This window comes from Sphingopyxis sp. (genome assembly GCF_036261875.1).
In the GTDB taxonomy this organism is placed as follows: Bacteria; Pseudomonadota; Alphaproteobacteria; order Sphingomonadales; family Sphingomonadaceae; genus Sphingopyxis.
The window spans coordinates 39,551-66,291 of the sequence record NZ_DATAJZ010000039.1; the positions used below are offsets into that span (position 1 = coordinate 39,551).

Genomic DNA, 26,741 nt, shown 5'->3' on the forward strand with positions numbered 1-26,741 from the left:
GCGGCGATGAAGATGCGCCAGCCCGGCGAATAAGCTTGCTCAGCGACGCCGAACTCGACCGTTACGCGCGCCAGATCGTCCTGCCCGCCTTCGGCGGCGCGGGGCAGGCGAAGCTGAAGAGCGCCCATGTCGCGATCGTCGGCGCGGGCGGGATCGGCTGTCCGGCGATCACCTATCTGGCCGCCGCGGGGGTCGGCAGGCTGACGATCGTCGACCATGACCGGATCGAGTTGTCGAATCTCCAGCGCCAGCCGCTCTTCACCGACGCCGACCTCGGCGCGCCGAAGGCCGAGGTCGCGGCCGACGCCGCGCGGCGGATCAACCCGCATGTCGAGGCGGTGGCGGTGGCGGAACGGCTCGACGCGGACAATGCCGAGGCGCTGCTCGCGGGCGCCGGGCTGATCCTCGACGGCTGCGACAATTTCGCGACCCGGCTCGCGGTCAATACGGCCGCGGTGGCGCGCCAGATCCCGTTGCTCTCCGCCGCGATCGGCGCCTTCGAGGGACAGGTCGCGCTCTATGAGGGCTGGCGCACCGACAGCCCCTGCTATGCCTGCCTCGTCGGCGACGACCCCGACCGCCCCGGCATCAACTGCGCCGAACAGGGGGTGATGGGCGCGCTCGCGGGGATGGTCGGGACGATGGCGGCGCTCGAAGCAGTGCGCGCGCTCACCGGCTGGGGCCGGGCGCTGACGGGCAAGCTCGCGATCCTCGACATGCTCGACCGGCGCTGGCGCGAGGTCGCAGTCGCCAAGGAACCGGAGTGCCCGATATGCGGGGGCTGAGCCTCATCGTCGCCGCCGCCGACGGCGGACGCTTCTATGCCGCGCTCGAAACCGCGGCCGCGGCGAGCGCGCTGGGGCGTCCCGCGCGGCTCTTTCTCCAGGGCGAGGCCGCGGCATTGCTCCGCGCGCCCGTTTCGTTCGACGGCGATCCCGCGCGCCGGGCCGCCGGGCAACCCGACCTCGCATCGCTGATCGCCGAGGCGATGGCGATGGGCGTGCGGCTGATCGTCTGCCAGTCGGGCCTGGCGCTGGCCGGCATGACCGCGAGCGAGCTGGTGCCCGATATCCGCGCGGGCGGGCTGGTGAGTTTTCTGAGCGAGGCGGGGGCGGACGATCAGCTGGTCGTTTATTGACACTCCCCTCCCGCCAGCGGGAGGGGTCGGGGGTGGACCAGCACCGTTTCAGATGCCCTCCCCGCTGCGAGTAGCGAACAAGTTCGCAACTCTCGCTGCCCCTCCCGCTTGCGGGAGGGGGGTAAAGTCACGGATTCTTGCAGACGGTGATCGCGTCGGGCGCCGGCCGCTTGCCCTCGGGGACGAAGCGCGCGAGATAGCCCCCGGCGTGCGCCTTGTCGTCATAGGACACGAGCTTGTAGCCCACCGCCTCGAATTCGCAGACGAGCAGGCGGAAAGGCGTGCCGTGCTGCGCGATCGGGCGGTCACCGTCGACGACGATCACCTGCCCGCCCTTGCGGAGCGCCGGGCGCAGCCGCCACAGGAAAGCGTAGGGCTCGCCGATCTCGTGATACATATGGACCATGAACACGCGGTCGAAGCTGCCCGCAGGCAAGCGCGGATCGTCGACCGCGCCGAGTTTCAGCGAGACATTGTCGAGCCGTTCGCGCGCGACGCGGTCGGCGAGGCGCTCGATCACCTCGGGCTGGATGTCCTGCGCGAGGACGCGCCCCGTGGCGCCGACGCGCGGGGCGAGCCGCACCGTATAATAGCCGTCGCCCGCGCCGATGTCGGCGACGGTCATGCCGGGGCGGACGTCGGCCGAATCCATGATGTCGTCGGCTTCGTTGACGCGGTCGCGCGCTTCCTCGGTCGACCATTTGGTCGAGGTGATCGGCGCGACCGGACGGTCGGCAGGCGGAAATTCGCGCGCGGTTTCGGGGCGGTCGCTATCGCTGCTCCACGGATTGTCGCAGCCGCCGAGCAGCAGCAGCGCCGCCAGCGCGGCAAAAAGCGGCAGCGCCGCGGGCGGGGCCGCGCGGCGGATCATCAGTCGATGTCCTCCACCTCGACCTTTTCGCCGGTCACCTTCTGCGACAGCGCCGCCGCCATGAACGGATCGAGCGCGCCGTCGAGCACGTCGCCCGGCGCGGTCGAGGTCACCCCGGTGCGCAAATCCTTCACCAGCTGATAGGGCTGGAGGACATAGGAGCGGATCTGGTGGCCCCAGCCGATCTCGGTCTTTGCCTGATATTCGCCCGATGCCTCGGCCTCGCGCTTCTGAAGCTCGGCCTCGTAAAGGCGCGCCTTCAGCATTCCCATCGCGGTCGCGCGATTCTTGTGCTGCGAGCGGTCGATCTGCGACGCGACGACGATGCCGGTGGGCATGTGGGTGATGCGCACCGCCGAATCGGTCGTGTTGACGTGCTGCCCGCCCGCGCCCGAGGCGCGATAGGTATCGATCTTGAGGTCGCTTTCCTTGATCTCGATCTCGATATTGTCGTCGATCACCGGATAGACCCACACCGACGAGAAGCTGGTGTGGCGCCGCGCCGAGCTGTCGTAGGGCGAAATGCGGACGAGGCGGTGGACGCCGCTTTCGGTCTTGGCATAGCCATAGGCATTCTCGCCCTTGACCAGCATCGTCGCCGACTTGATCCCCGCCTGGTCGCCCGCCTGATATTCGATCAGTTCGACCTTCATGCCGCGCTTCTCGGCCCAGCGGCTGTACATGCGCTGGAGCATTTCGGCCCAGTCCTGGCTTTCGGTGCCGCCGGCGCCGGCGTGGACCTCGACATAGCAGTCGTAGCTGTCGGCCTCGCCCGCGAGCAGCGCCTTGACCTTGTCCTCCTCGGCGCGCGCGGCGAGCGCGGCAAGGCTGGCGACGGCATCGTCGACGAGCGCTTCGTCGCCTTCCATCTCGGCGAGTTCGATCAGTTCGACGGTGTCGCCCATTTCCTTCTCGATCGCGCGCGTCGCGGTGATCGCCTCGTCGAGACGGCGGCGTTCGCGCATGACCTCCTGCGCCGCCTTGGGGCTATCCCACAGCGTCGGGTCCTCGACCTTCGCGTTCAATTCATCGAGGCGGCGCACCGCGCGGTCCCAGTCGAGGAACCGGCGCAGCAGCGCCAGCGCGGCGTTGATGGTATCGACATGATCCTGCGCTTCGGCGCGCATGACATTGCTCCTGAAATTCGATCGGGCACCGGCCATAAAGGCTGGCGCGCCATAGACAAGCGTCAGATGATCCCGCCGCGATCGTCGAGGAAATCGGCGTCGGTGCGGCGCCCATTGCCCTGCTGGACAGGCACGTCCTGGCGTTTCGGCGTCTTGACCGGCTTGATCTCCTCTTCGCGGATCGTCCGGCGCGGCTCGCTTTCGGGCTTGAAGGCCTCCCAGATGATCGCCGCCTTGGGGTCGGTTCCCGGCCAGCTGCCGTAAACGCGGCGGCCCGACTGGCGATCGATGCGCACCATGCGGATGCCCTTCGGCGCGATGAAGGGCACCGGCGGCGCATCGGTCAGCGCGCCGAGGAAGAAATCCTTGAAGATCGGCGCCGCGAGGCTGCCGCCCTGCGCATAGCCGCCCATATTGCGCGGCTGGTCGAACCCGACATAGACGCCCGCGACGACATCGGGCGAACCGCCGACGAACCAGACGTCCTTCGGCCCCGTCGTGGTGCCGGTCTTGCCGAACAGCGGCACGCCGAGGTCGCGCAGCCGCACCGCGGTGCCGCGCTGGACGACGCCCTCGAGCATATGGACGACCTGATAGGCGGTCAGCGGGTCCATGAGCTGTTTGCCCGACGGCGCGAAGCGCGGCATCGGCCGTCCGTCCCAATCCTTCATGTTGCAGCCGTCGCACGGGCGCCAGTTCTTCGGAAAGATCACCTTGCCGCGGCGGTCCTGCGCATAGTCGATCAGCCGCGGTTTCAGTTCGCGGCCGTGGTTGGCGAGCATCGAAAAGGCGTTGGTCATCCGCTCGACCGTCGTCGTCCCGGCGCCGAGCGCGGTCGAGAGATAGGGTTCATGCTGGCCGATGCCCATCGTCTTGATCGTCTCGACGATCGGCTCCATGCCGACCTGGCTCGCGGTGCGTACGGTCATCAGGTTGCGCGACTGTTCGAGGCCCCAACGCATCGTATGTTCGCCCGACCCGCCCGCGCCGCCATAGTTGCGGAAGCATTTGTTGCCGAGGCTCGCGCCCTGATAGACGCAGAACGGCCCGTCGACGATCAGCGTCGCCGGGGTCATGCCGTTGTCGAGCGCGGTCGCATAGACGAAGGGCTTGATCGTCGATCCCGGCTGGCGTTCGGCCTGCGTCGCGCGGTTGAACGGCGACAGGCGCACGTCGAAGCCGCCCTGCATCGCATAGATGCGCCCCGAATGCGGGCTTTCGACGACCATGCCGCCCGACACTTCGGGGATGTTGCGAAGCTGATAAACGCCGGGCGCGGTCGCCTTGACCGCGATCAGGTCGCCGGGGCGCATCGCCGAAAAGGCGCTGCCGCCCGTCTTGCGATACCCCATCGACGCCGCTCCCGCGGGCAAGCGGCCGATATCGCCGTTGGCAAAGCCGATCCGCGCCTCGCCCGCCGATTTCGACAGCACTGCCGCGACGCGCCAATTGTCGTAATCGATGCCGATGAAGCTCGACGCGAGGCGGCTTTTCCACTGCTCGTCGGCCTCGATCCGCGCGATCGGCCCCGACCAGCCCTTGCCGGTGTCGTAGCGGACGAGCCCGCGGCGCAGCGCGGCCGTCGCCGCTTCCTGCATCTTGCTGTCATAGGCGGTGCGGACCCACAGGCCGCCGCCATAGACGGACAGCGGGCCGTCGTCGGGAGTTTCGCCGAACTGGTCGATCAGCTGGCGGCGCACCTCTTCCATATAATAGCCGCCGACCTGCGCGACCGCCTTGTTGCCCGTTTCGGAGAGGCCGAGCGGCATCGCCTGCGCGGCGTCGCGCTGTGCGGCGGTGATCCAGCCGTTGCGGAACATTTCCGAAAGGACGAAATTGCGCCGCGCCATCGCCTTGTCGGCATTGCGTGCGCGGCCATAGGTTTCGGGCGCCTTGGGCAGGATGGCGAGGAAAGCCATTTCGTGGAGCGCGAGCTGATCGACATCCTTGTCGAAATAGGCGCGCGCCGCCGCCTGCACACCGAAGCTGCGGCGGCCGAGGGGGATTTCGTTCAGATAAAGCTCGAGAATCTGCTCCTTGGTTAGCGCCGCCTCGATGCGCTTGGCGAGGATCGCCTCGCGAATCTTGCGGGTATAGCTGACCTCGTTGGTAAGGAGCAGATTCTTCGCGACCTGCTGGGTGATCGTCGAGGCGCCGATCGGGCGGCCGCTGTTCGTCAGATTGGTGATGATCGCGCTGACGATGCCGGGATAGTCGATCCCGCCATGCTCGAAGAAAGTGCGGTCTTCCGCCGCCAGATAGGCGCGGACGAGGAGCGGCGGATATTCGCTATATTCGAGCTGGACGCGCCGTTCGCGCGCATAGCTGTGGACCGGCTTGCCCTCACCGTCGCGGACCATCGTCGGCAGCGGCGGCTCGTAATCGCGAAGCTGGTCGACCGACGGCAGGTTGCGCGCGAAGACGATCCAGCCCAGGATCAGCGCCAGCAGCCCCACGCCGATCAGATAGCCGAGCCAGCGGAACCAGCGGCGCAGCCACATCTCGCGAAACCAGGACATGGCCGCATTGCCGTCGCGGCGCAGGCGGTAGCGGAAATGGGACATGGTCTCGGACGGCATAGGGCCAAGCCTCTAAAGGCTGCGCGCGCGAAAGGGAAGCGGGCTTGCGGCGGGTTGCCGACAGGTAGCGAGTGTTTCCAGCCGGTTCGCACGAAGACACAAAGACACGAAGAGGTCGTGATTGCCGCAAAGCGGCCTTCTCCCTCAACGACACATCTTTTCACGCCGGTGAAGGAGATAAGGGGCCTGTCGGCCCTAACCAGCCTCTTCGTGTCTTTGTGTCTTCGTGCAAAATATCTTCTACCGCGCCCGGCCGCGCGCGCTCACGGGCCAAATCGCGACCAGCGTGTCGCCCGACACGACATGATAATGATCATAGAGGTTCACCGTCGGGTCGCAGTGCGGAACCGTCAGCATCACCGGATCGCCCGGCGCGAGCCGATCTCCGATACCGGAAGCGATCAGCGCCGAATGCTCGTCACCCATGAAGGCGAAGCGCGCATCCTCGGGCGCGCCGCGCCGGACGACCGCGACCCCGCCGTCGGTCGATAGCGCCTTGAACCCCGCGTCGATCGTCACGAGCCCGGCGTGATTGGCGCTGACGACGCGCGCATCGACGCCGAGCGCGGTTTCGAACGGGACATCGCCGTCGCCGCTCAGGTCGCAATCGAGATATTGCGTGTCCATGAAGACATAGGAACCCGCCTGAAGCTCGGTGAAGACGCCGAGGTCGAGATCGATGCGGTGCGTGCCGGTGCCCGATCCGGTGACGATCCCCGGCGCGAAGCCCGCTTCGGCGAGCGCCGCGATGACGCTCTTCAGATAATCGGTGCGCTCGACGATCGCGGCGCGGCGTTCGGCATAAACCTCGATATGCTGCTGCGACCCGCAATAATATTGGACGCCGCGGTAGCGAAGGCGCGGCAGCGCCGTGATCGCCCGCGCCAGATCGACCGCCGCCTCGGCCGACGCGACCCCGGTGCGCCGGATGCCCGGATCGATGTCGATCACGACGTCGAGCGTCGCGCCCGCAACTTCCAGCGCCGCGTCGATCCGTTCGGCGACGGCGGGATGATCGACGACCGCCATCAGGCCGTCGGCGCGCGCTGCGAGCGCCGCGAGCCGGTCGATCGCGCGCGGGGCGGCGACCGGCGAGGTGATGAGGATGCCCGCGATGCCGCCGTCCACCAGCACCTCCGCCTCACCGATCTTCGCGCAGCAGACCCCAAGCGCGCCCGCGCCCAACTGCCGCTTCGCGATATCGACGCTCTTGTGCGTCTTGGCATGGGGGCGCAGCCCGACGCCATGCCCCGCGGCGAGCGCCGCCATCGCTGCGATGTTGCGGTCGAGCGCCTCGACATCGAGCACCAGCACCGGCGTGTTGAGGTCCGCGCGCGAGCCCTGCCGGCCGATCAGATGCGCGTGCAGGCTGATATCGTCGCTCATGCCGTCAGCGTCCCGTCGCCGCGATCCGGCGCGCGAAATGAATCTGCACCGCGTCGCGCACCCCGCGCGCGATCTTTTGCTGCCCCGCCTTCGACGACAGAAATTCGGCGTCCGCCTTGTTCGACACGAAGCCGGTCTCGAACAGGATCGACGGCGTGTCGGGCGCCTTCAGCACCACGAACGACGCGAAGCGGTGCGCGGTCGTGCGGAAATCCACCTCGTCCGACGCCTCGCGCTGGAGCAGACGCGCGAAGTCCGACGCCGTGTTCATCGTCTCGCGCTGGGTGAGGTCGAGCAGGATCGACGATACCGCGCTGCCATGCGCGCCCAGGTCGACGCCGTTGATGATGTTCGCCTTGTTCTCGCGCGCCGCGAGCCGCGCCGCTTCGCGGTCCGACGCGACCTCCGACAGCGTATAGACCGACGCGCCGTGCGCCTGTTCGTTCGCGGCGGCGTCGGCGTGAATCGAGAGGAAGAGGTCGGCCTTCAGCCGCCGCGCGATGCCGTACCGCTCCTCGAGCACCAGAAAGCGGTCGTCGGCCCGCGTCAGTGCGACGCGCACGCGGCCCTGCGCGACCAGCGCGTCGCGGATCGCCTTGGCGAGCGCCAGCGTGATATCCTTCTCGCGCTGGCCGCCGTGCGGCGAGATTGCGCCGGGATCGTGCCCGCCATGCCCCGCATCGATCACGACGAGCGGCAGGCGCGGATCGGCCGGCCCTTCGATCGCGGGAAGCGGCAGCGCAGGCTTCGGCTTGCCGATCGGGACGGTGACGCTGTAGCGCTTTTTCGGCCGCTCGGCGCGGAATCGGGCGATATCGGACCCCGAGACGCGCTCCAGCCCGACGCTGTGCCGGAACGTGTCGGCCGACTGCGCCATCGGCGACGACAGGCTCGCGAGAGCAAACGCCAGCGCGGCCGCCTGACCGCCGCGTCGCGACCCAATATGGAACCAGCGTCTGTTCGAAACCATGAAGCCCTCGGCCGTGAAACACGGTGAATCCCTTATTAGCCGCATCCTGTCAAACAGGGGTTAACCCGCCGCGAAGCGCACGCGATGATTGCAATCGGGTGACATATTCCCATCTTATGCGGCGGCGGAGGTTGCCGTCGGCCCATGCCGATGCTAGCACCCCCGCACTGACGGTGTCCGACCCGGCGCCGTCCGGCCTTTTGAGGGGAAGGCCCGGCCTGCGCGAATCGCGGATCGGAGCCGCCCTGGTGCCGGGCACGCGGGGAAGAACGCACGTCCGTCAGTCCACCCGGATGATCGGGCGGCCGGCGCGACCTTCTCCGGAATGTCGACCAGCCTCCTCGCTCACCCAAGTAACCAGGTTGATGCCGCATGAGGCTTGCCATGCCCTCTTCAGATCGCGACGCAGGCGCTTTCGCCCCTGCGCTTGTCGCGACCGAAGACCGCATGTGCGTCCAGGACCGGACGCAGGCCGCGCACGGCAATAACGTCTTTTTTTCTTTGAACCCTAACGACCGCCGCCGTCCGTCCCGGATGGTCGCGGCCTTTTTGTTTGGCGCGCCGCGGCGCGCCTGGAGTGATAATAATGACCACGCGCATGTTGATCGACGCGCGGCACCGGGAAGAGACCCGGGTCGCCGTCACCAAGGGAAACCGCATCGAGGAGTTTGATTTCGAGTCCGCGGAGCACAAGCAGCTCAAGGGCAATATCTATCTGGCCAAGGTCACCCGCGTCGAACCGTCGCTGCAGGCGGCGTTCGTCGAATATGGCGGTAATCGCCACGGCTTTCTGGCCTTCAGCGAAATCCACCCCGACTATTACCAGATTCCGAAGGAAGATCGCGACGCGCTGCTGCGCGAAGAGGCCGAACATGCCGCCGAGGCCGCGCTGCGCGCCGAGGAGGATCTCGACGAGCTCGAAGGCGATGTCGCCGACGTCGAATATCACGACGACGAAAATGGCGACGCCCCTGCCCCCGAAACCATCGGCGAAGACGCGGATGGCGATGAGGATGGCGATGCCGAGAATGGCGATGACGAAGGCACCGAGGATGGCGCCGAAGAGGACAAGAATGGTCGTGGCGACCGCAAGCGCCGCGGCCGCGATGGCCGCAAGGGCGGACGGGGCCGCGGACGCGGCCGCCGCGGCGACGACGAGGACGGCGAAAGCCGCATGTCGCTGCGCCGTCGCTACAAGATTCAGGACGTCATCCGTCGCCGCCAGGTGATGCTGGTGCAGGTCGTCAAGGAAGAGCGCGGCAACAAGGGCGCGGCGCTGACCACCTATCTGTCGCTTGCCGGCCGCTATTGCGTGCTGATGCCCAACACGATGCACGGCGGCGGGATCAGCCGCAAGATTTCGAACGGCGCCGATCGCCGCAAGCTGAAGGCGATGATCGACGAGATGGGCCTGCCGCCGACGATGGGCTGCATCGTCCGCACCGCGGGGATGAGCCGCACCAAGGTCGAGATCAAGCGCGACTTCGACTATCTTGCCCGCCTGTGGGACGAGATTCGCGAAAACACGCTGGGGTCGAGCGCGCCGGCGCTGATCCATTCGGACAGCGATCTCGTCAAGCGCGCGATCCGCGACATCTATCACAAGGATATCGAGGAAGTACTCGTCGAGGGCGACGAGGGCTATAAGGCCGCGAAGCAGTTCATGAAATTGCTGATGCCGAGCCACGCGCGGCGCGTGAAGCAATATGCCGACCCCGTGTCGCTCTATCAGCGCTACGGCGTCGAGGATCAGCTCGCGGGGATGCTCAATCCCGTCGTCCAATTGAAATCGGGCGGCTATCTGGTGATCAATCCGACCGAGGCCCTGGTGTCGATCGACATCAACTCGGGGCGGTCGACGCGCGAACATAATATCGAGCAGACCGCGCTCAGCACCAACCTCGAGGCTGCGCACGAAATCGCACGGCAGCTTCGCCTGCGCGACATGGCGGGGCTGATCGTGATCGACTTCATCGACATGGATCACGGCTCGAACGTCCGCAAGGTCGAGCGCGCGATGAAGGACGCGCTCAAGAACGACCGCGCGCGCATCCAGGTCGGCCGCATCTCCGGCTTCGGGCTGATGGAGATGAGCCGCCAGCGGCTGCGCACCGGCGTCCTCGAAGCTTCGACGCGCCCCTGCCCGCATTGCGAGGGCACCGGCCTCGTCCGCACCGCTTCGTCGGCCGGCCTCAGCGCGCTGCGCCTGATCGAAGAGGAAGCCGCGCGCGGCAAGGGCAGCAAGATCGTCCTGCGCGCGAGCCAGGAAGCAACCTTCTACCTCCTCAACGAAAAGCGCCGCGAACTGCGCGAAATCGAGGAGCTCTACGGCGTCTCGGTCGAAATCCTTCCCGACGGCGAGACCGAGGGCGCGCGGATGGCGGTCGAGGTCGGCGGCCCGCCGCCGGTCCAGCGCCGCAGCTTTGCCCCGATCGTCGAGATCGAGGAAGAAGAGGATTTCGTCGAAGAAGATGAGGACGAAACCGAGGAGGAAGAGGCCGAGGCCCGCCCTGCTCGCCACGAACGCCAGGGCGGCGACGACGAAAGCGACGGCGAAGGCCGCAAACGCCGCCGCCGTCGCCGCCGCGGCCGTCGCGGTCGTCGCGACGAGGAAGGCGATGAAACCGGCGAGACCGAGGCCAGCGACGACGCCGAAGCCGAGGAAGCGCCCGCCGAAGAGGCTGCACCGGTAGAGGCTGAAACTGCCGAAGCCGAAGAAGCCGAAGCGAAACCGCGTCGCCGGCGCGGTGGACGCGGCCGCAAGAAAGCCGAAGAGGTAACGGAGACCGAAGCCGAAACGGCCGCGACCGAAGAGGCCACGCCGGTGGAAGCCGAGGCTGTTGCCGAACCCGTCGCCGAGGAAGCCCCGGCGGCCGAGGAAAAGCCGAAGCGCAAGCGCGCCCCGCGCAAGACCAAGGCCGCACTTGCCGCCGAAGCCGCGGAAGCAGCCGAAACGGTCGAAGCGCCCGCCGCCGAACCCGCTCCGGAGGTCGAAGCCGAGGCCGAAGCCGAAAAGCCCGCGCCGAAGAAGCGCGCCAGCCGCGCCCGGAAGAAGGTCGAACCCGAAGCGGAAGCGGCACCTGCTGCCGTCGCCGAAGTCGATCCGGCCCCTGTCGAAGCGCCTGCCGAACCGGTGGCGGCCGAAGCGGACGACGGCGATGACGGCCCGGACGGCGAACCCCGCCGCGGCTGGTGGCAACGCACCTTCGGAAACTGAACCGATTTTCCGTGAGGGGGAAGGATGCTTCCCCTTCACGGAGAGGGGATGATTTCCGTCATTCCCGCGAAAGCGGGAATCCAGCTTTTCCTTCTTCGCGCCTTTGCGCCTTTGCGTGAGTCTTTTGAAAATCTCACGCAAAGGCGCAAAGGCGCGAAGGATTAAGAGAGCAGGAAGCTGGATTCCCGCTTTCGCGGGAATGACGAGGAGATAAAAGGCGGACGATGAGGCTGCGCCGCCGCCGCTTCGGCCCCGGCAACTGATCGCATTATCGCCCTCGGCACCCTTGCGCCTGCGCACCTCGCGCCCCAATAAGCCCCCATGGCTTCAGTCGATGTTCAGGCGCGCGGCGCAAGACAGGCGGCGATGACCGCTTTCCCGCCGTTCCCCGCGTTTCGGGCGCATCGATTGCGCCCGCTGTTCCGCCTCCTGCTGACACTGCTCGCGATGATCGCGATTTCGGCGCGCCCGGCGGCGGCGCAGTCGATGCTGCGCGATGCCGAGACCGAGGCGTTGTTTCAGGACATGATGGACCCGCTGCTCGTCGCGGCGGGGCTGCGCCCCGGACAGGTGCAGGTCCATCTGCTCGGCGACCGCAGCATCAACGCCTTCGTCGCGGGCAGCCAGGATATCTATGTCTTCAGCGGACTGATCGAGACCGCCGACAGCGCCGAGGAGGTGCAGGGGGTGCTCGCGCACGAACTCGGTCACATCATGGGCGGTCACGCGATCCGATCGAGCGAGGGCATGAAAGCCGTGACGGGCATCTCGCTGCTCAGCCTGCTGCTCGGCGCGGCGGCGATCGCGGCGGGCGGCGGCGACGCCGGCATGGGCATCATGATGGCGGGCCAGCAGGCCGCGCTCGGCAAATATCTGGCTTTCAGCCGCACCCAGGAAGCGACCGCCGACGCCGCGGGCGCGCAATATCTGTCGAAAGCGGGGATCAGCGGCCGCGGCAGCCTCGCCTTTTTCAAGAAGCTGCAGAATCTCGAGTTCCGCTATGGCGTCAAGCAGGACGACGACCAGGCCTATGGCCGCACCCACCCGATGTCGGGCGATCGCATCCAGGCGCTGCGCGAGGTCTATATCGTCGATCCCGCGTGGGACAAGCCCGCCGACCCGAAGATCGAGGCGCGCTTCCAGCGCGTCAAGGCAAAGCTGTCAGGCTATATCGCCGATCCCGACCGGACGCTGCGCAAATATCCCGAGACCGACACCAGCATCCCAGCGCGCTATGCCCGCGCCTATGCCTGGCACAAGAGCGCTTATCCCGACAAGGCGCTCGGCGAAGTCGAGGGACTGCTCAAGACCGATCCGCACGACCCCTATTTCCTTGAGCTCGAGGGACAAGTGCTGCTCGAATCGGGGCGGCCCAAGGATGCGATCCCGCCGCTGCGCGAGGCTGTCGCCAATTCGCGCTCGCAGCCGCTGATCGCCGCGACGCTCGGCCATGCGCTGATCGCGACCGAGGACCCCGCCAATTTCGCCGAGGCGGAGAAGGTGCTGAAGACCGCGGTCGCGCTCGACAATCAAAATCCTTTCGCCTGGTATCAGCTCGGCATCGTCTATGCAAACAAGGGCGATCAGGCGCGCGCCGCGCTCGCTTCGGCCGAACGCTATAATCTGGAAGGTGGACAGTCGGGGCTTGCACTGCGTAATGCCGAAACGGCGATGCAGGGCTTGCCCGAAGGGTCGGCCGACTGGATTCGCGCACAGGATATTGCACTGGTCTCGCGCGCCGAGGTGGAACGCGAGCGCAAAAAGCGCTAGATTCAAACGAGATACGATAGGGACGTATCGCCGCGAGCGATGCACAAGGGCGACAAGTGACCGAAAAGAAAGACGATTATTACCAGCCGTGGCTGCGCGATCCGGCTCCGATGCCCGAAGCGTCGGCCCCCGCACGCGACGCCTCGGATCAGGGGGGGCTTGCCAAGCCCAAGGACGAGCCGCCCGTCGGAATCGACCTCGCGCGCTACAAGGCCGCCGAAAAGCCGCAGGCGCCGCTGGTGAAGCCCGAAGCGATCAAGGCGGGCGCCGCAAGGCTCTGGGACCGCGTCCGGGACGGCGCCGAAGCCTTCGCCGACTGGACGATCGGGGTCGGCGAACGCGCCGACATTCCCGCGCGGGTCGAGGCGATGGAAATCCCGCGCCGCTCGCGCGAACTGGCCGCAAAGACAGGCGCACTGACGGCGCGCACCGCAAGCGCCATCGGGCGCGGATCGGCGAAAGCAGGCCGCGCTGCAGCAAAAGCGAGCGGCGAAACCTGGGACAAGATGGCGCTCGGCGACAAGGTCGCCAGACTGTCGAGCGAAGCCGGGCGTGGCATCGGCGAGGTCGCCGGCAAGACCAAGGCCGGGATCAGCCATGTCGCCAAAGCGGGCAGCGAGAGCCTGCGCGAGCAGATTGGCGAAGCCGCGACCAAATTGCGCCCCACGCCGCGCGAGGAAGCCGGACCGCCGCCCTCGGGCCTTGAACAGCTACTCGCGCGCGAAGAGGCCGAAGCGCGTGTCGCCGAAGCATCCGCGCCCGATCTGCCGCTCTTCACCGGCGAGGCGGTTGCCGCCGCCACACCGACGCCGGCGAAACCCACCCGAGCGAAGGCCGCCGCCGCGACGCCGCCGCCCTCGATCTCCGGCCCCGAACCCGACGACCGTATGCCACATCACCCAGCGCCCCGCGCCGCGGCACCCGGAAGCGCCCTCCCCGCACCGCTCTGGGCGATGGCGCTTGGCGCCCTGCTTTTGCTCGGCGCCGTCTTCTGGCTCGGCGGCCGCTTCGGCGGCGGAATGAGCAAGAGCGAAGTGGAAACCATCGTCGCCGACTATATCCGCGCGCATCCCGAGATCATCCCCGAAGCCTTTGAGGCGCAGCGGAACAAGGAAATGGCGAAGGCGGTCGAGGCGGTGCGTCCGGCGCTCGAAAAACCCTATGCCGGCGCATGGGCGGGCAATGCCGACGGCGACGTCACGCTCGTCGTCTTCACCGACTATGCCTGCGGTTTCTGCCGCGCGAGCGTGCCCGACGTCGACCGGCTGATCCGCGAGGACAAGCGCCTGAAAGTCGTCTTCCGCGAATTGCCGATCATCTCGCCGCAGAGCCGCGATGCCGCGATCATGGCGCTCGCCGCCGCGCGGCAGGGCAAATATGACGCCTTCCACCATGCGATGTTCGCCGCCTCCTCGCTCGACCCGTCGGCGATCGCCGCGGCGGCCGGCAAGGCGGGCGTCGTCACCGACGGCAGCGCCGACGCGACCGCGAACGAGGCGCTGTTCCAGCGCGAGATCGATTCGAACCTCGCGCTCGCGACCCAGCTTCAGCTCAACGCCACCCCGACGTGGATCGTCGGCGACCAGCTCTTCCAGGGCCAGGTCGGCTATGACGCGCTCCGGCAGGCGATTGCCAAGGCGCGGAAGAAAGGCTGAGGATGGAGGCCGGCCGGGCGCACGCATCAATCGCGCGCGGGGTCCGCAATCCCGAGCTGATGGCGGCGGCGCTGGCGCTGGTCGAGGGGCGGCTTCACGATGCCGAGCCGGTGCTGAAGGCACATCTGAAGCGCGATCCGTTCGACGTCGCGGCGATCCGGATGCTCGCCGAGTTGGCGGCGCGGATCGAACGCTATCGCGATGCCGAGGCGCTGCTGCGCCGGGCGCTCGAACTGGCGCCCGACTTTCTCGCCGCGCGGTCGAACCTCGCGACGGTCCTGCATCGCCAGGGGCGGTCGGCCGAGGCGATCGCCGAGCTCGACACGTTGCAGCAGGCCGATCCGGGCAACCCGGGCAACGCCAATCTGAAAGCCGCCGCGCTCGGCCGCGTCGGCGAGTTTGACGAGGCGCTCGAACTGTATGAGCAGGTGCTGCAAAGCGCCGGCAAGCAACCGAAAATCTGGATGTCCTATGGCCATATGCTCAAGACCGTCGGGCGCCAGGCCGACGCGGTGGCCGCCTATCGCCGGGCGCTCGCGCTTCACCCTGCACTCGGCGAAGTGTGGTGGAGCCTCGCCAATCTGAAAACGCTGCGCTTCGACGACACCGACCTGTCGGCGATGGAGGCGGCGCTGGATCGCGGCGACATCACCGCCGAAGATCGCTTTCACCTGCATTTCGCGCTGGGCAGGGCATATGAACAGCGACAGCAGCCCGAACCCGCCTTTGCCCATTATGACCAGGGGAACGCCCTGCGGCGGACGCTGCTCGACTATGACGCCGACCAGACACGGGCCGCAGTCGATCATGCCAGGACGCTCTATACGCCGGATTTCTTCGCGGCGCGCGGCGGCCATGGCGCCGATGCGCCCGATCCGATCTTCATCGTCGGCATGCCGCGCGCGGGCTCGACGCTGATCGAGCAGATATTGTCGAGCCATTCGATGGTCGAGGGCACGATGGAACTGCCCGATATCCCCAAACTCTATGCGAAAGCGCGCAATATGGGCGGGGTTGCCGGCCTGACGGCCGATCAGGCCCGCGAATTGGGCGAACAGTATCTGCGCGAGACGCAGGTCCAGCGCAAAAGCGACAAGCCCTTCTATATCGACAAGCTGCCGAACAACTGGCTGCACACCGGCTTCATCCGGCTGATTCTGCCGAACGCGAAGATCATCGACGCGCGCCGCCATCCGATGGATTGCTGCTTCTCCAATTTCAAACAGCATTTCGCGCGCGGGCAGGCGTTCAGCTACAGCCTGTCCGACATGGGGCGCTATTATGCCGATTATGTCGATCTGATGGGCCATTTCGACCGGGTGCTTCCCGGGCATGTCCACCGCATCTTCCACGAACGGGTGATCGCCGATCTGGAAGGCGAAGTGCGCACGATGCTGACCTGTCTCGGGCTGCCGTTCGAGCCGTCCTGCCTCGATTTCCACAAGAGCGACCGCGCGGTGCGCACCGCAAGTTCCGAACAGGTGCGGCGTCCGATCAACCGCGACGGTGTGGACCAGTGGCGCGCGATGGAACCGTGGCTGGGGCCGCTGGTCGAGGCGCTGGGGCCGGTTCTGGCACATTATCCGGCGTCCGCCTGAGCCTGTTGCAATTTTGTCATAGTGATCGCGAATCGGCGGCCGCGCGGAGCCGATTTCATATGTCCGATTGACGATCCCCCCCATGTTGCGACACCCTCTCTGCCGCGCCGCGCAAACGGCGACAAACGGGCAAAGAGGGGGGCTTTTCTATGCGGGTCCATGTTTCACGCCGCGCGCTGCTGCTGGCTTCACTGTCCTCGACGATCCTGACATCGGGAACGGCCTGGGCACAGGAGGCCTCGAAGACCGATTATGGCGACGAGATCGTCGTCACCGCGCAGAAGCGCGAGGAAAATCTTCAGGACGTTCCGATCAGCATCCAGGCGCTCGGGACCAAGAAGCTCGACCAGCTCAACGTCGCGAATTTCCAGGATTTCTCCAAGCTCCTGCCGAGCGTTTCCTTCCAGTCGAGCCAGCCGGGCGTCACCACCGTCTATATGCGCGGCGTCGCGAGCGGCGGCGACGGCAACCATTCGGGCTCGCTGCCCAGCGTCGGTGTCTATCTCGACGAACAGCCGGTGACGACGATCGGCGGCACCCTCGACGTCCATATCTATGACATCGCCCGCATCGAATCACTCGCGGGGCCGCAGGGCACGCTCTACGGCGCCTCGTCGCAGGCAGGCACGATCCGCATCATCACCAACAAGCCCGACCCCTCGGCCTTCGAGGGCCGCGTCGACGGCGAGATCAACAGCATCAAGCATGGCGGCATGGGCGGCCGGCTCGAAGGCATGCTCAATGCGCCGATCAGCCCGATGGCGGCGGTGCGCTTCGTCGGCTGGTATCAGAAGGACGCCGGTTATATCGACAATGTGCCGGGAACGCGCAGCTTCCTCGGCGCGCCGATCCTCGATGAAGGCGGGAATCTGGTCGGCAACCAGCCGGGCATCACCGTCAACAACAACGCGTTCGTCGAAAAGAATTTCAACGACGCCGAAGTCTATGGCGGGCGCGCCGCGCTGAAGGTCGATCTCGACGACAATTGGACGGTCACCCCGACCCTGCTCTATCAGAAGCAGACGAGCCATGGCACTTTCTATCAGGACCCCAAAGTCGGCGACCTCCAGGTCCAGCGCTTCTACCCCGACAAGCGCACCGACAAGTTCATCCAGGCGGCGCTGACGATCGAAGGCAAGATCGGCAATTTCGACATCACCTATGCCGGCGCCTATCTCGACCGCAAGGCCTATCAAATCAACGATTATACCGATTATGCCGAAGCCTATGACCAGCTTTACGCGAACTACACCTATGAGGGCGATTTCGTGTGCAGCGGGCTCGCGGGATGCTTCTATCTTCAGGACAATGCCGGCAACACCATTGACCCGCGGCAATATATCATCGGCACCGACCATTTCCGCAAGATGAGCCAGGAACTGCGCATCGCGTCACCGCAGGACGAGCGCTTCCGCGTCGTCGCCGGACTCTTCTACCAGCGCCAGAGCAACCATATCCATCAGGATTACATCATTCCGGGCCTCGCCGACGCGCTGTCGGTCAACGGCCATCCGGGAACGCTGTGGCTTACCGAACAGAAGCGCGTCGACAAGGATTATGCCGCGTTCGGCGAAGCGAGCTTCGACATCACGCCGACCGTCACCCTGACCGGCGGCGGGCGCTATTATAAATATGACAACAGCCTGATCGGCTTCTTCGGCTTCGGCCGCAATCCCGATGGCCCCCCCTATAACGGCGCGGCCAGTTCGCGGACGGGAGTCGCGGGATGTTACACCACGACGGGCGAGTCCCTGCGCGACAATCCGGGCGGCACGCTGCTTCCCGCGACGGTTGAGGGCGGCCCCTGCACCAACCTCGCCGATTATGTGAACGGCAAGCTGGTTCCCAAGCGCACCAAGGATAACGGCTTCACCCACCGCCTGAACCTGACGTGGAAGCCGAGCGAGGATATCCTCACCTATGCAACCTGGTCGCGCGGTTTCCGCCCCGGCGGGATCAACCGGCGCGGGACGATCGCGCCCTATGCCGCCGACTTCCTGACCAATTACGAATTGGGGCTCAAGACCACGCTGGCGGGCGGCGCAGTCCGGCTCAACGCCGCCGTCTATCTGCAGGACTGGAAGCGCTTCCAATTCTCTTTCCTGGGTGAGAACAGCTTTACCGAGATCCACAACGGCCCGAACGCGCGGATCAAGGGCATCGAGGCCGACGTCAACATCCGGCCGGTCGAGGGGCTGACGATCGCCGCCGCGGCTTCCTATACCGATGCGAAGACCCGCAACAATCTGTGCGAGATCGACGACCCGACCTATCAATGCACCGATCCGGGCAATTCGATCGCCGCGGCGAAGGGCACGCGGCTGCCGGTGACGCCGAAATTCAACGGCAATGCGACGCTGCGCTATCAATTCCCGGTCGGGCCGGGCGAGATGCACTTCCAGTCGGTGATCGCGCATCGCAGTTCGGCCACGCCGGATATCCGCGTCCCGACGGCGAACGCGCTCGGGCGCATCCGGGGATCGACCACGGTCGACTTCGCGCTCGGTTTCGACTGGAGCAATTACAGCTTCGAACTGTTCCTCCAGAATGCATTCGACGAGCGCGCCGAACTGTCGCGCTTCTCCAACTGCGGCCAGTGCGACGGCCGGGTGCAGATATTGGTGAACCAGCCCCAGACGATCGGGGCGCGGCTGGGCGCCAAGTTCTGATCGGGTGACGGTTAGCGTCGCCAGCACCGACAGGCCGGGCCAGAAGCTCGGCCTGTCGATGTGCATCGCGCTCGGCATGGGCAATATGATCGGGTCGGGGGTGTTCCTGCTCCCGCGCGATCTCGCGCCGCTCGGCTGGAACGCGATCGTCGGCTGGCTGGTGTCGATAGCCGGCACGCTCTGCCTTGCCGTGGTGTTCGCGCGGCTCGCGCGACGGCTTCCCGAGGGGTGCGCCGCCTTCACTTACGGCGCCGCCGCCTTCGGCCCCGGCACCGGCTTCATCGTCGCGTGGAGCTATTGGATAAGCTGCTGGACCGTCGTCGCGACGCTGGCGGTCGCGGCGATCAGCAACATGTCGATCCTGCTGCCCTGGCTCGGCGAAAAGGGCGCGGCGCCGGCGTGGATCGCGATCGGCTGCATCTGGTTCTTCACGCTCGTCAATCTCGGGGGTGTCCGCCGCGCGGGCGGCGCGCAGATGCTCACCCTCGCCCTCAAGCTGATCCCCGTCGTGGGTGCGGTCTTCGTCGGCGCCTGGGCGCTCGGCAGCGGCGCGGCTCCACCGCCGACGATGGCGGGAACCGAGCCGCTCAGCCTGTCGGGGGTCAGCGGCGCGGCGACGCTGACGCTTTTCGCGCTGCTCGGTTTCGAGAGCGCGTGCGTCGTCAGCGACCGCGTCAAGGATCCCGAACGCACGATCCCGCGCGCGACGGTGATCGCGGCGGCGGCGGTCGGGCTGCTCTATCTCCTGTCGTGCACGACGGTGACGCTGCTGGTGCCGGTCGCGGCGCTCCACGAATCGAACGCCGCCTATGCGACCTTCTTCGCGCGGCTCGTCGGCCCCGGCGCCGGACAGGTGGTCGCGCTGTTCGCGGCGATCGCGGCGCTCGGCGCGCTCAACGGCTTCGTACTGCTGCAGGGCGATATCCCGCGCGACCTTGCGCACCGCCGTCTACTTCCCGCCGCCTTCGCGCGCGACAATCGCTTCGCCTCGCCGTGGATCACCCAGATCGTGTCGAGCGGGCTGGCGAGCGCGATCGTCTATGCCAATTATTCGCGCGGGCTCGCCGACCTGTTCGCCTTCATGGTCAAGGTGACGACCTCGACCGCGATCATCCTCTATATCGTCGGCTCGCTCGCCGCGCTGCTGCTCGAACGGCGGGGCGCGATCCGGGTTTCGGCGGGTTTCGCCGCCGCGACGATCGCGGGCTTCGTCTATAGCTGCTGGGCCTTCTATGGCGCCGGGCTGGAGGCGAGCCTGTGGAGCGCCGCGATGACCGCGGCGGGGCTGCCGATCTATCTCGCGATGCGGCGCTCAGCGCCAGCGGGGCGCGAAGAAGCCCCGGTCACGTAGGATCACCTCGGCCGCATTATGCCCCGGCGCGCCGGTGACGCCGCCGCCCGGATGCGTGCCCGCACCGCACATATAAAGACCCTTCACCGGCCCGCGATAGCCGCCGTTGCCGAGCACCGGTCGCGCGGCCCAAAGCTGGTCGAGGCTCATATTGCCGTGCATGATGTCGCCGCCGACCAGGCCGAACTTGCGTTCGAGTCCCTTGGGCGAAAGCCGCGTCTGGGCGACGATGCTGGCGCGGAAGCCGGGGGCGTGCTTCTCGACCGTGTCGATGATGCAATCGGCCGCGGCCTCCTCTTCGTCGTCCCAATCGCGTCCGCCCGGCAGTTCGGGCGCGAACTGCTGGCAGAAGAGACTGGCGACGTGACACCCTTCGGGCGCGAGGCTGTCGTCGACGGTCGAGGGGATCAGCATCTCGACGATCGGCGCCTTCGACCAGCCGTGCTGCTTCGCGTCGAGGAAAGCGCGGTCCATATAATCGAGCGTCGGCGCGAGGATGATCCCCGACTGGTGATGCTCGCCGGGCTCGGGAAGACAGGTGAATTTGGGAAGCTCCGACAGCGCGACATTCATGCGGAAGGTGCCGCTGCCTACCTTGAAGCCCTTGATGCGGCGCTGGAAGTCCTGCGGCAGGTCGGCCGCGTCCATCATGCGCTCGTAGAGCAGTTTCGGCCCGACGTTGGCGATCACGCGGGCGGCGGCGATTTCCTCGCCGCCGACGAGCTTGACGCCTACCGCCTTGTTTCCATCGACCAGCACCTTTTCGACCGGGCTTTCGAGGCTGATCTCGACGCCCATGTCGCGGCACACCTTCGCCATGATCTCGGTGATCTTGCCCATGCCGCCGACGCTGTGGCCCCACGCGCCCTTCTTGCCATTCACCTCGCCGAAAACGTGGTGGAGGAGGACGTAAGCGCTGCCCGGCGTGTCGGGGCTGGCGTAGTTGCCGACCACTGCGTCGAAGCCGAACGCCGCCTTGACCGCCTCGCTCTCGAACCAGCTGTCGAGCGTCGTGCGCGCCGATTTGGTGAAGAGGTCGAGCACGTCGCGCTGCTGTTCGAGACTCAGCGTCGCGAAGCGCCGCCCCTGCCGCGCGCCGTCGAGCAACGTGCGGAGCCCCTCGCCGACATTCGGCGGCACGCGCAGCGCGAGGTCGCGAAGCAGTTCGGCGACATTTTCGAGCGCGTCATAATAAGCGGGCAGCACCTCGGCATCGCGGGCGCTGAACTTGCGGAACTCGGCCTGCGTGCGCTCGACCCCGCCGCCGAGCTTGAGGTAGCCGCCATCCTCCTGCGGCAGGAAATTGCTGATCGGCCGCTCGATGACGCGATAGCCGTAATCGGCTAGCTTCATATCGGCGATCACCTTCGGCTGAAGCAGGCTGACGGTGTAGCTTGCGACCGAATTGCGGAAACCCGGCGCGAACTCCTCGGTCACCGCGGCGCCGCCGACGACGTCGCGCGCCTCGACGATGCGCACCTTCAACCCCGCCCTCGCGAGGTAGAAGGCGCAGACGAGGCCGTTGTGGCCGGCGCCGATGATCAGCGCGTCATAGGCTTTGGTCATGAAAAATCTTTCGCAAGCGGGGATTGGACATGCTGGCGGCCGAAGCCGAGGCCGAGGATGCGGCCCGGGATGCGGCGGAGCAGCGGAATGCGATCGAGCAGGCGGACGGCAAGCGGGACATGGTCGATCGCGCCGCGCAGCATCGGCTCGATGACCCGCAGATGGGCGAAGCGCTGCAGCGCCTGCATCCGGGTCGTCGGCTTCCAGCGGCGCGCCTGAACCCGTGCGAGCAACGGATCGGGATCGGCCCCGGCGGCGAGCGGCGCCGCGAGGATATTCGCGGCGGCGACCGCATCCTGCACCGCCAGGTTGATGCCGATGCCGCCGACCGGCGACATCGCGTGCGCCGCGTCGCCGATCGCGAGCAGGCCCGGGCGCGACCAGCGCGTCAGCCGGTCGAGCGCGACCGACAGCAATTTGACGTCGTCGAAGCTGCGGATCGCGTCGATCCCGGCGGCGAGACCGGGGACGATGGCGACGATCTCATCGCGGAAGGCCGCGATGCCGCGCGCTTCGATCGGCGGGAAGCCGCCCTTCTCGATGATCCGCGCGCATTGCCAATAATCGCCGCGCGGGATGGCGACGACCATCCCGCCCTTCTCGATCGTGCCGAGCGCGACCTCCGCCATGTCCATGCCCGCGGGAACGGGGACGCGGAACCAGAGCACGTCCATCGGCGCCCCCAGATCTTCCAGCGGCAGCTCGGCCGCGCCACGCAGCACCGACCGGCGCCCGTCGGCGGCGATGACGAGGCGCGCGGGCAGTGTCTCGCCGGCTGCGAGGGTGACGCCGCTGACGCGGTTCGCGGCATCATAGGTCAGCCCGGTGGCCTCGGTCGACATGCGGAGGTCGAAGGTCGGATAGCGCCGCCCTTCCCCCGCGATGAAATCGAGCAGATCCCATTGCGGCATCATCGCCACGAAAGGCGCCGCGATGGGGAGATGCTTCATCGTCGCGACCGTATAGCGTCCGCCGAGCAGGTTCAGCGTCATGGTGTCGATCGCGGCGTGCGGTTCTTTCAGAAGCGCGCCGAGCAGGCCGATCTCGTGGAACAGTTCGAGCGTCGAAGGATGCACCGTGTCGCCGCGGAAATCACGGAGGAAATCGGCGTGCTTTTCGAGCACGGTGACGGGCACCCCGGCGCGCGCGAAGAGCAGCCCCGCGACCATGCCCGCGGGACCACCACCGACGATGATGATGGGGAGTTGATTAATCACCTCTATTCCCCGTTCGTGTCGAGCGAAGTCGAGACACCCATAAGGCGTGCGCAATCGATGGGCATCTCGACTTCGCTCGATGCGAACGGGAATGGAGAGGCCATCATGTCCGGCTCCACCCCGCCGGCGGCGCCTGCTCCAGCCGCGCCTCGGGGATGATCGCGCGCATCCGTGAACAGAAATGCCTAAGGCAGACCTCCTTGTCGCTGAGTGGCCCCATGGTGAAGCTTTTCGACTGCATCCCCTGCTGAACGCGCGTGATCAGCGCGGTATCCTCGGCATTGACCTGACGATTGATGCGCCAGTTCAAATAGCGCGCCGCCTTCATCTCGCGCCGCGTATCGGGAAGGACATAGGAGATTTCACGGATCAGGCAGCTTGTCGGGCCGGTCGGCAGCCACTGCATGAAATCGACCTGATCGGGATAGATGTCGAAGGCGATGTTCGGCCACAGCTTGAAATAGAGCCAATGGCGCTGGTTCGCTTGCGGAAGGTGCGGCACCGACGGCAGCAGGCGCTGATACATATGTTCGGACCAGTTCGCCGAGGGCCGGTCGATCAGGTCGCCCCACATGCGGTCGACCCCGGACTCGGCTTCGACGCCATAGCTTTTTCCGAACAGCCGCGTGAGGCCGGGGTGGGCGACGGGGATGTGCAGGCCGTCCGAATAATTGTCGCCGACATTCTTCCAGTTGACCGCGCGCGGGCGCAGCGTGACGCGGCCGAGCGCGCCGAGGTCCGCAAAGCGATAGGGGGCGATCATCGCCTCATAGGGCGCCATCATCGCCGCGACCGACGGACCGCCGTCGTCATCGAGCCGCACGAACCAGAAGCCGCGCCATTGTTCGAGCCCGACCGGGACGAGTCCTGCCTTGTCCTTGTCGAGCGTCGGGTAGCTCGCCGAATCGGGAACGCCGGTCAACCGCCCGTCGAGTTCGTAGGTCCAGGCGTGATAGGGGCAGACGAGCTTCTTCGCGCAGCCCGCGGCACCATCGACGAGGCGCGAGCCGCGATGGCGGCAGACGTTGGTGAAAGCCCGCACGATACGGTCTGCGCCGCGCACCAGGATTACGCTTTCGCCGCAAAAGTCGATGCTGTGCCAGTCGCCGGCGTTGGGGATGTCGCTGTCGTGGCAGACGATCTGCCAGCTCGGACGGAAGATGCGGTCCATTTCGGCCGCGTGGAATTCGGGATCGCTGTAGGTCCAGGCGGGCAGCGACCAGCCGTCGAGCGGATCGGGATTCGAATCGCGAAGGGGTGCAGTTGCCATAGTCCGTTCCTTGTTATACATATGTATAACAATATGACCGCCGCTCGCCAAGCCTTTACGCGCGAAAGCGCCGATGCCCGCCGAACGGGCCTGATCGAGGCGACCGCGGCGGTGCTCGCCGAACAGGGGCTCGCGGGAACGACTGTTCGCGCGATCTGCGCCAAAGCAGGGGTGTCGCCGGGGCTGCTGCGCCATTATTTCGAGGGGATCGGCGATCTGGTCGCCGCCACTTACGCCGCGACGAGCGACCGGATGGACGCGATCTTCGCGGACGCGGCCGCACGCGCGGGCGACGATCCCCGTGCGCGGCTGACCGCCTATCTCACCGCGAGCTTTCGCCCGCCGGTCACCGATCCCGAACTGCTCGGCGCCTGGACCGCCTTCTGGGCGCTCGCACGCAGCGACGCGCGGATGGCGGCGATCCACGCCGAAAGCTACGCGGGCTATCGCGAACGATTGGCCGACTTGCTGACCGCGTGCGGCGCCGCCGACGCCGGGCGGCTCGCGATCCTGCTGACCGCGATGGTCGATGGGCTATGGCTCGAACTGTCGCTCGACTCGACAAGTTTCGGCGCCGAGGCGGCGGTGGCGATGGTCGAGCGCGCGGTGGGGGCCTTACTACCCTAGCCCGTGCCCCTGCGAAGGCAGGGGCCCATCACCCGCGATCGCGTTCTGAACGAGCGGCTGGGAAGAAACCGAAGGCCGGTGATGGGCCCCCGCCTTCGCAGGGGCACGACGCCTATTTCGACAGATCGCGCAGTAGACTGTCCCAATGCGCGAGGGCGCCGGGGATGGCGGCGACCGGCGCGCGTTCGTTGAGGCCGTGCGCGAAGCTGTCGCTCGCCTTGCTGAACAGCCCCGCGACGCCATAGCTGGGCACGCCGACGGCGCGGAAATGCAGGCTGTCGGTCGCCCCCGCGCTCATCGACGGGATGATCGGCAGGCCGGGGAAGCGCGCATGGACCGTCCTGGTCACCGCCGCCACCACGTCGGGGCGCAGCGGCGAAGCGTCGCTCGCGGTGGCATCGGGGTCGGTGTTCACCTTGACCGCGGGATCGCCAATCACCTTTTCGAGTTCGGCGCGCACCGCCTCGATGCTGACGCCCGGAAAGATGCGACAGTTGATGTTGGCGGTCGCGCGCTGCGGCAGCGCATTCTCGGCGTGGCCGCCCTTGACCAGCGTCGGCACGCAGGTGGTGCCGATCTGGCCGACATATTCGGGATCGGCACGGATCGTCGCGATCGCCTTGGCGTCGGCCGGGTCGGCCGCGAAGGCTTTCAGCGCCGCGCCGATGTCACCGCCGACCTGATCGGCGACGATCGGCATCCCGACCTTGGTCAGCTCATTCTGCTGCGGCGTGAAGCGATAGGCGCCGACCTTGGCGAGCGCTTCGGACAGTTCGACGATCGCATTGACCGCGCCGGGACGCGAGCTGTGGCCGCCGGGGTTGGTCACTTCGAGCCCATAGTCGGCATAGGTTTTTTCACCCGCCTGCAGCCCGTAATATTTCGCCTTGCCGTCCTCGCCGATCAGCCCGCCGCCGCCATCGCCGTTCAAGGCAAATTCGGCGTCCTTATATTTGGCCGCAAGCGCGCGCGTCGTCGTCATCGAGGTTTCCTCGTCGCCCGAGAGCAGCAGGATGATCGAGCGCTTCGGCTTGAAGCCGTCCTTCTTGAGCTGGGCCATCGTCGCGACCATCATCGCGACGTCGAACTTGTTGTCCTCCGACCCGCGGCCGAAGATATAGCCGTTCTCCTCGACCGGCACGAAGGGATCGCGGGTCCAGTCCTTGGGATCGGCCTCGACGACGTCCATATGGCCGAGCAGCAGGATCGGCTTCGCCTTGGTCGTGCCCCGCAGCGTCGCGGCGAAGGTCGCGGTCTCGCCGATCGGGGTGATCTCGATATCGGCGTCGCTATAGCCTGCGGCCTTGAGCACGCCGGCATAATAGGCCGCGAGTTCGGGCACCTTGCCGCGCCCCTCGACCGTCGGGATCGCGACGCTGTCCATGAGGATCTGCTTCGCCGTCGCGGCATCGGCGGGCTTGGCGTGAACGGGCGCCGCGGCCAGCATGGCGGCGGAAGCAAGGAAAGCGGAAACAAGACGCATATCGTCAACCCCTTTTATCATCGTGTTTTGATCCGTTCGGGCTGAGCCTGTCGAAGCCCAGCCGTTCTTCTTTCACCATGCTGAAGGAAGAACGGCCCTTCGACAAGGCTCTCCTGAGCGCCTGCAAGGCAATCGAAGGACTCAGGGCGAACGGAAATTCATGCTGCCTCTCCCCCGTCGTCACCCCGGACTTGATCCGGGGTCCCGCTGAGCAACGGTGACAAGCGGGACCCCGGATCAAGTCCGG

The 26,741-nt window shown here is 66.8% G+C and carries 18 protein-coding genes; 9 read left to right on the top strand and 9 right to left on the bottom strand.

Annotated elements, in window-relative coordinates; translation table 11 throughout:
* Nucleotides 1–35 precede the first annotated feature (35 nt).
* Together VHO04_RS16850 and VHO04_RS16855 are read left to right on the top strand one after the other, a co-directional pair.
* Entirely contained in the window at nt 36–785 is a 750-nt protein-coding gene (locus VHO04_RS16850; RefSeq protein WP_329629395.1) for a HesA/MoeB/ThiF family protein, read from the top strand.
* Nucleotides 773–1,138, top strand: coding sequence for a DsrE family protein (locus VHO04_RS16855; RefSeq protein ID WP_329629484.1), 366 nt, complete (start codon nt 773–775; stop codon nt 1,136–1,138). Before VHO04_RS16850 ends, VHO04_RS16855 begins: the two co-directional genes overlap by 13 nt.
* A 127-nt stretch (nt 1,139–1,265) precedes the next feature.
* On the opposite strand, the gene VHO04_RS16860 is transcribed toward VHO04_RS16855, so the two are convergent.
* The 5 genes from VHO04_RS16860 to VHO04_RS16880 all read right to left on the bottom strand — a co-directional run bounded on the left by VHO04_RS16860 (nt 1,266) and on the right by VHO04_RS16880 (nt 8,071).
* Complete coding sequence (locus VHO04_RS16860; RefSeq protein WP_329629396.1) at nt 1,266–2,009, bottom strand: class I SAM-dependent methyltransferase; 744 nt, start codon at nt 2,007–2,009, stop codon at nt 1,266–1,268.
* Nucleotides 2,009–3,136 carry a peptide chain release factor 2 gene (prfB, locus tag VHO04_RS16865; protein ID WP_329629397.1) on the bottom strand — a complete coding sequence of 376 codons (1,128 nt, stop codon included), beginning with the start codon at nt 3,134–3,136 and terminating at the stop codon, nt 2,009–2,011. Before prfB ends, VHO04_RS16860 begins: the two co-directional genes overlap by 1 nt.
* Before the next feature lie 62 nt (nt 3,137–3,198).
* Complete coding sequence (locus VHO04_RS16870) at nt 3,199–5,715, bottom strand: penicillin-binding protein 1A (protein WP_329629398.1); 2,517 nt, start codon at nt 5,713–5,715, stop codon at nt 3,199–3,201.
* A 240-nt stretch (nt 5,716–5,955) separates the two neighbouring features.
* Nucleotides 5,956–7,101: a DSD1 family PLP-dependent enzyme gene (locus tag VHO04_RS16875; RefSeq protein WP_329629399.1), complete on the bottom strand. Its 1,146-nt coding sequence runs from the start codon at nt 7,099–7,101 to the stop codon at nt 5,956–5,958.
* A gap of 4 nt (nt 7,102–7,105) precedes the next feature.
* Nucleotides 7,106–8,071 carry an N-acetylmuramoyl-L-alanine amidase family protein gene (locus VHO04_RS16880; protein WP_414713131.1) on the bottom strand — a complete coding sequence of 322 codons (966 nt, stop codon included), beginning with the start codon at nt 8,069–8,071 and terminating at the stop codon, nt 7,106–7,108.
* A gap of 586 nt (nt 8,072–8,657) precedes the next feature.
* On the opposite strand from VHO04_RS16880, the gene VHO04_RS16885 reads away from it, so the two are divergent.
* The 6 genes from VHO04_RS16885 to VHO04_RS16910 all read left to right on the top strand — a co-directional run bounded on the left by VHO04_RS16885 (nt 8,658) and on the right by VHO04_RS16910 (nt 20,331).
* On the top strand, nt 8,658–11,288 hold the full coding sequence (locus VHO04_RS16885) for a ribonuclease E/G (RefSeq protein WP_329629400.1): 2,631 nt from the start codon (nt 8,658–8,660) through the stop codon (nt 11,286–11,288).
* Nucleotides 11,289–11,654: 366 nt separating this feature from the next.
* The gene (locus VHO04_RS16890) at nt 11,655–13,058 is read left to right on the top strand and encodes a M48 family metalloprotease (protein WP_414713134.1); all 1,404 of its coding nucleotides are present in this window, start codon (nt 11,655–11,657) and stop codon (nt 13,056–13,058) included.
* 56 nt (nt 13,059–13,114) lie between these two features.
* Nucleotides 13,115–14,713 carry a DsbA family protein gene (locus VHO04_RS16895; RefSeq protein ID WP_329629401.1) on the top strand — a complete coding sequence of 533 codons (1,599 nt, stop codon included), beginning with the start codon at nt 13,115–13,117 and terminating at the stop codon, nt 14,711–14,713.
* Between the two features lie 2 nt (nt 14,714–14,715).
* The gene (locus VHO04_RS16900; RefSeq protein ID WP_329629402.1) at nt 14,716–16,311 is read left to right on the top strand and encodes a tetratricopeptide repeat-containing sulfotransferase family protein; all 1,596 of its coding nucleotides are present in this window, start codon (nt 14,716–14,718) and stop codon (nt 16,309–16,311) included.
* A 149-nt stretch (nt 16,312–16,460) separates the two neighbouring features.
* The gene (locus VHO04_RS16905; RefSeq protein WP_329629403.1) at nt 16,461–18,980 is read left to right on the top strand and encodes a TonB-dependent receptor; all 2,520 of its coding nucleotides are present in this window, start codon (nt 16,461–16,463) and stop codon (nt 18,978–18,980) included.
* A gap of 4 nt (nt 18,981–18,984) precedes the next feature.
* Nucleotides 18,985–20,331 carry an APC family permease gene (locus VHO04_RS16910; RefSeq protein ID WP_329629404.1) on the top strand — a complete coding sequence of 449 codons (1,347 nt, stop codon included), beginning with the start codon at nt 18,985–18,987 and terminating at the stop codon, nt 20,329–20,331.
* Here the strand turns inward: VHO04_RS16910 and VHO04_RS16915 are convergent.
* From VHO04_RS16915 to VHO04_RS16925, 3 genes are all read right to left on the bottom strand, one after another.
* Nucleotides 20,293–21,897 carry an NAD(P)/FAD-dependent oxidoreductase gene (locus tag VHO04_RS16915; protein WP_329629405.1) on the bottom strand — a complete coding sequence of 535 codons (1,605 nt, stop codon included), beginning with the start codon at nt 21,895–21,897 and terminating at the stop codon, nt 20,293–20,295. The two genes, VHO04_RS16910 and VHO04_RS16915, sit on opposite strands and share 39 nt — an antisense overlap.
* Nucleotides 21,894–23,114 carry an FAD-dependent oxidoreductase gene (locus tag VHO04_RS16920; RefSeq protein ID WP_329629406.1) on the bottom strand — a complete coding sequence of 407 codons (1,221 nt, stop codon included), beginning with the start codon at nt 23,112–23,114 and terminating at the stop codon, nt 21,894–21,896. Before VHO04_RS16920 ends, VHO04_RS16915 begins: the two co-directional genes overlap by 4 nt.
* A 103-nt stretch (nt 23,115–23,217) precedes the next feature.
* Nucleotides 23,218–24,384, bottom strand: coding sequence for an aromatic ring-hydroxylating dioxygenase subunit alpha (locus VHO04_RS16925; RefSeq protein ID WP_329629407.1), 1,167 nt, complete (start codon nt 24,382–24,384; stop codon nt 23,218–23,220).
* A gap of 33 nt (nt 24,385–24,417) precedes the next feature.
* On the opposite strand from VHO04_RS16925, the gene VHO04_RS16930 reads away from it, so the two are divergent.
* A complete protein-coding gene (locus tag VHO04_RS16930) occupies nt 24,418–25,011 on the top strand; it encodes a TetR/AcrR family transcriptional regulator (protein WP_329629408.1) in 594 nt (197 codons plus the stop codon).
* A 112-nt stretch (nt 25,012–25,123) separates the two neighbouring features.
* Here the strand turns inward: VHO04_RS16930 and VHO04_RS16935 are convergent, their stop codons facing one another.
* Nucleotides 25,124–26,494, bottom strand: a complete 1,371-nt coding sequence (locus tag VHO04_RS16935; protein WP_329629409.1) for a M20/M25/M40 family metallo-hydrolase — start codon at nt 26,492–26,494, stop codon at nt 25,124–25,126.
* Nucleotides 26,495–26,741 lie beyond the last annotated feature (247 nt).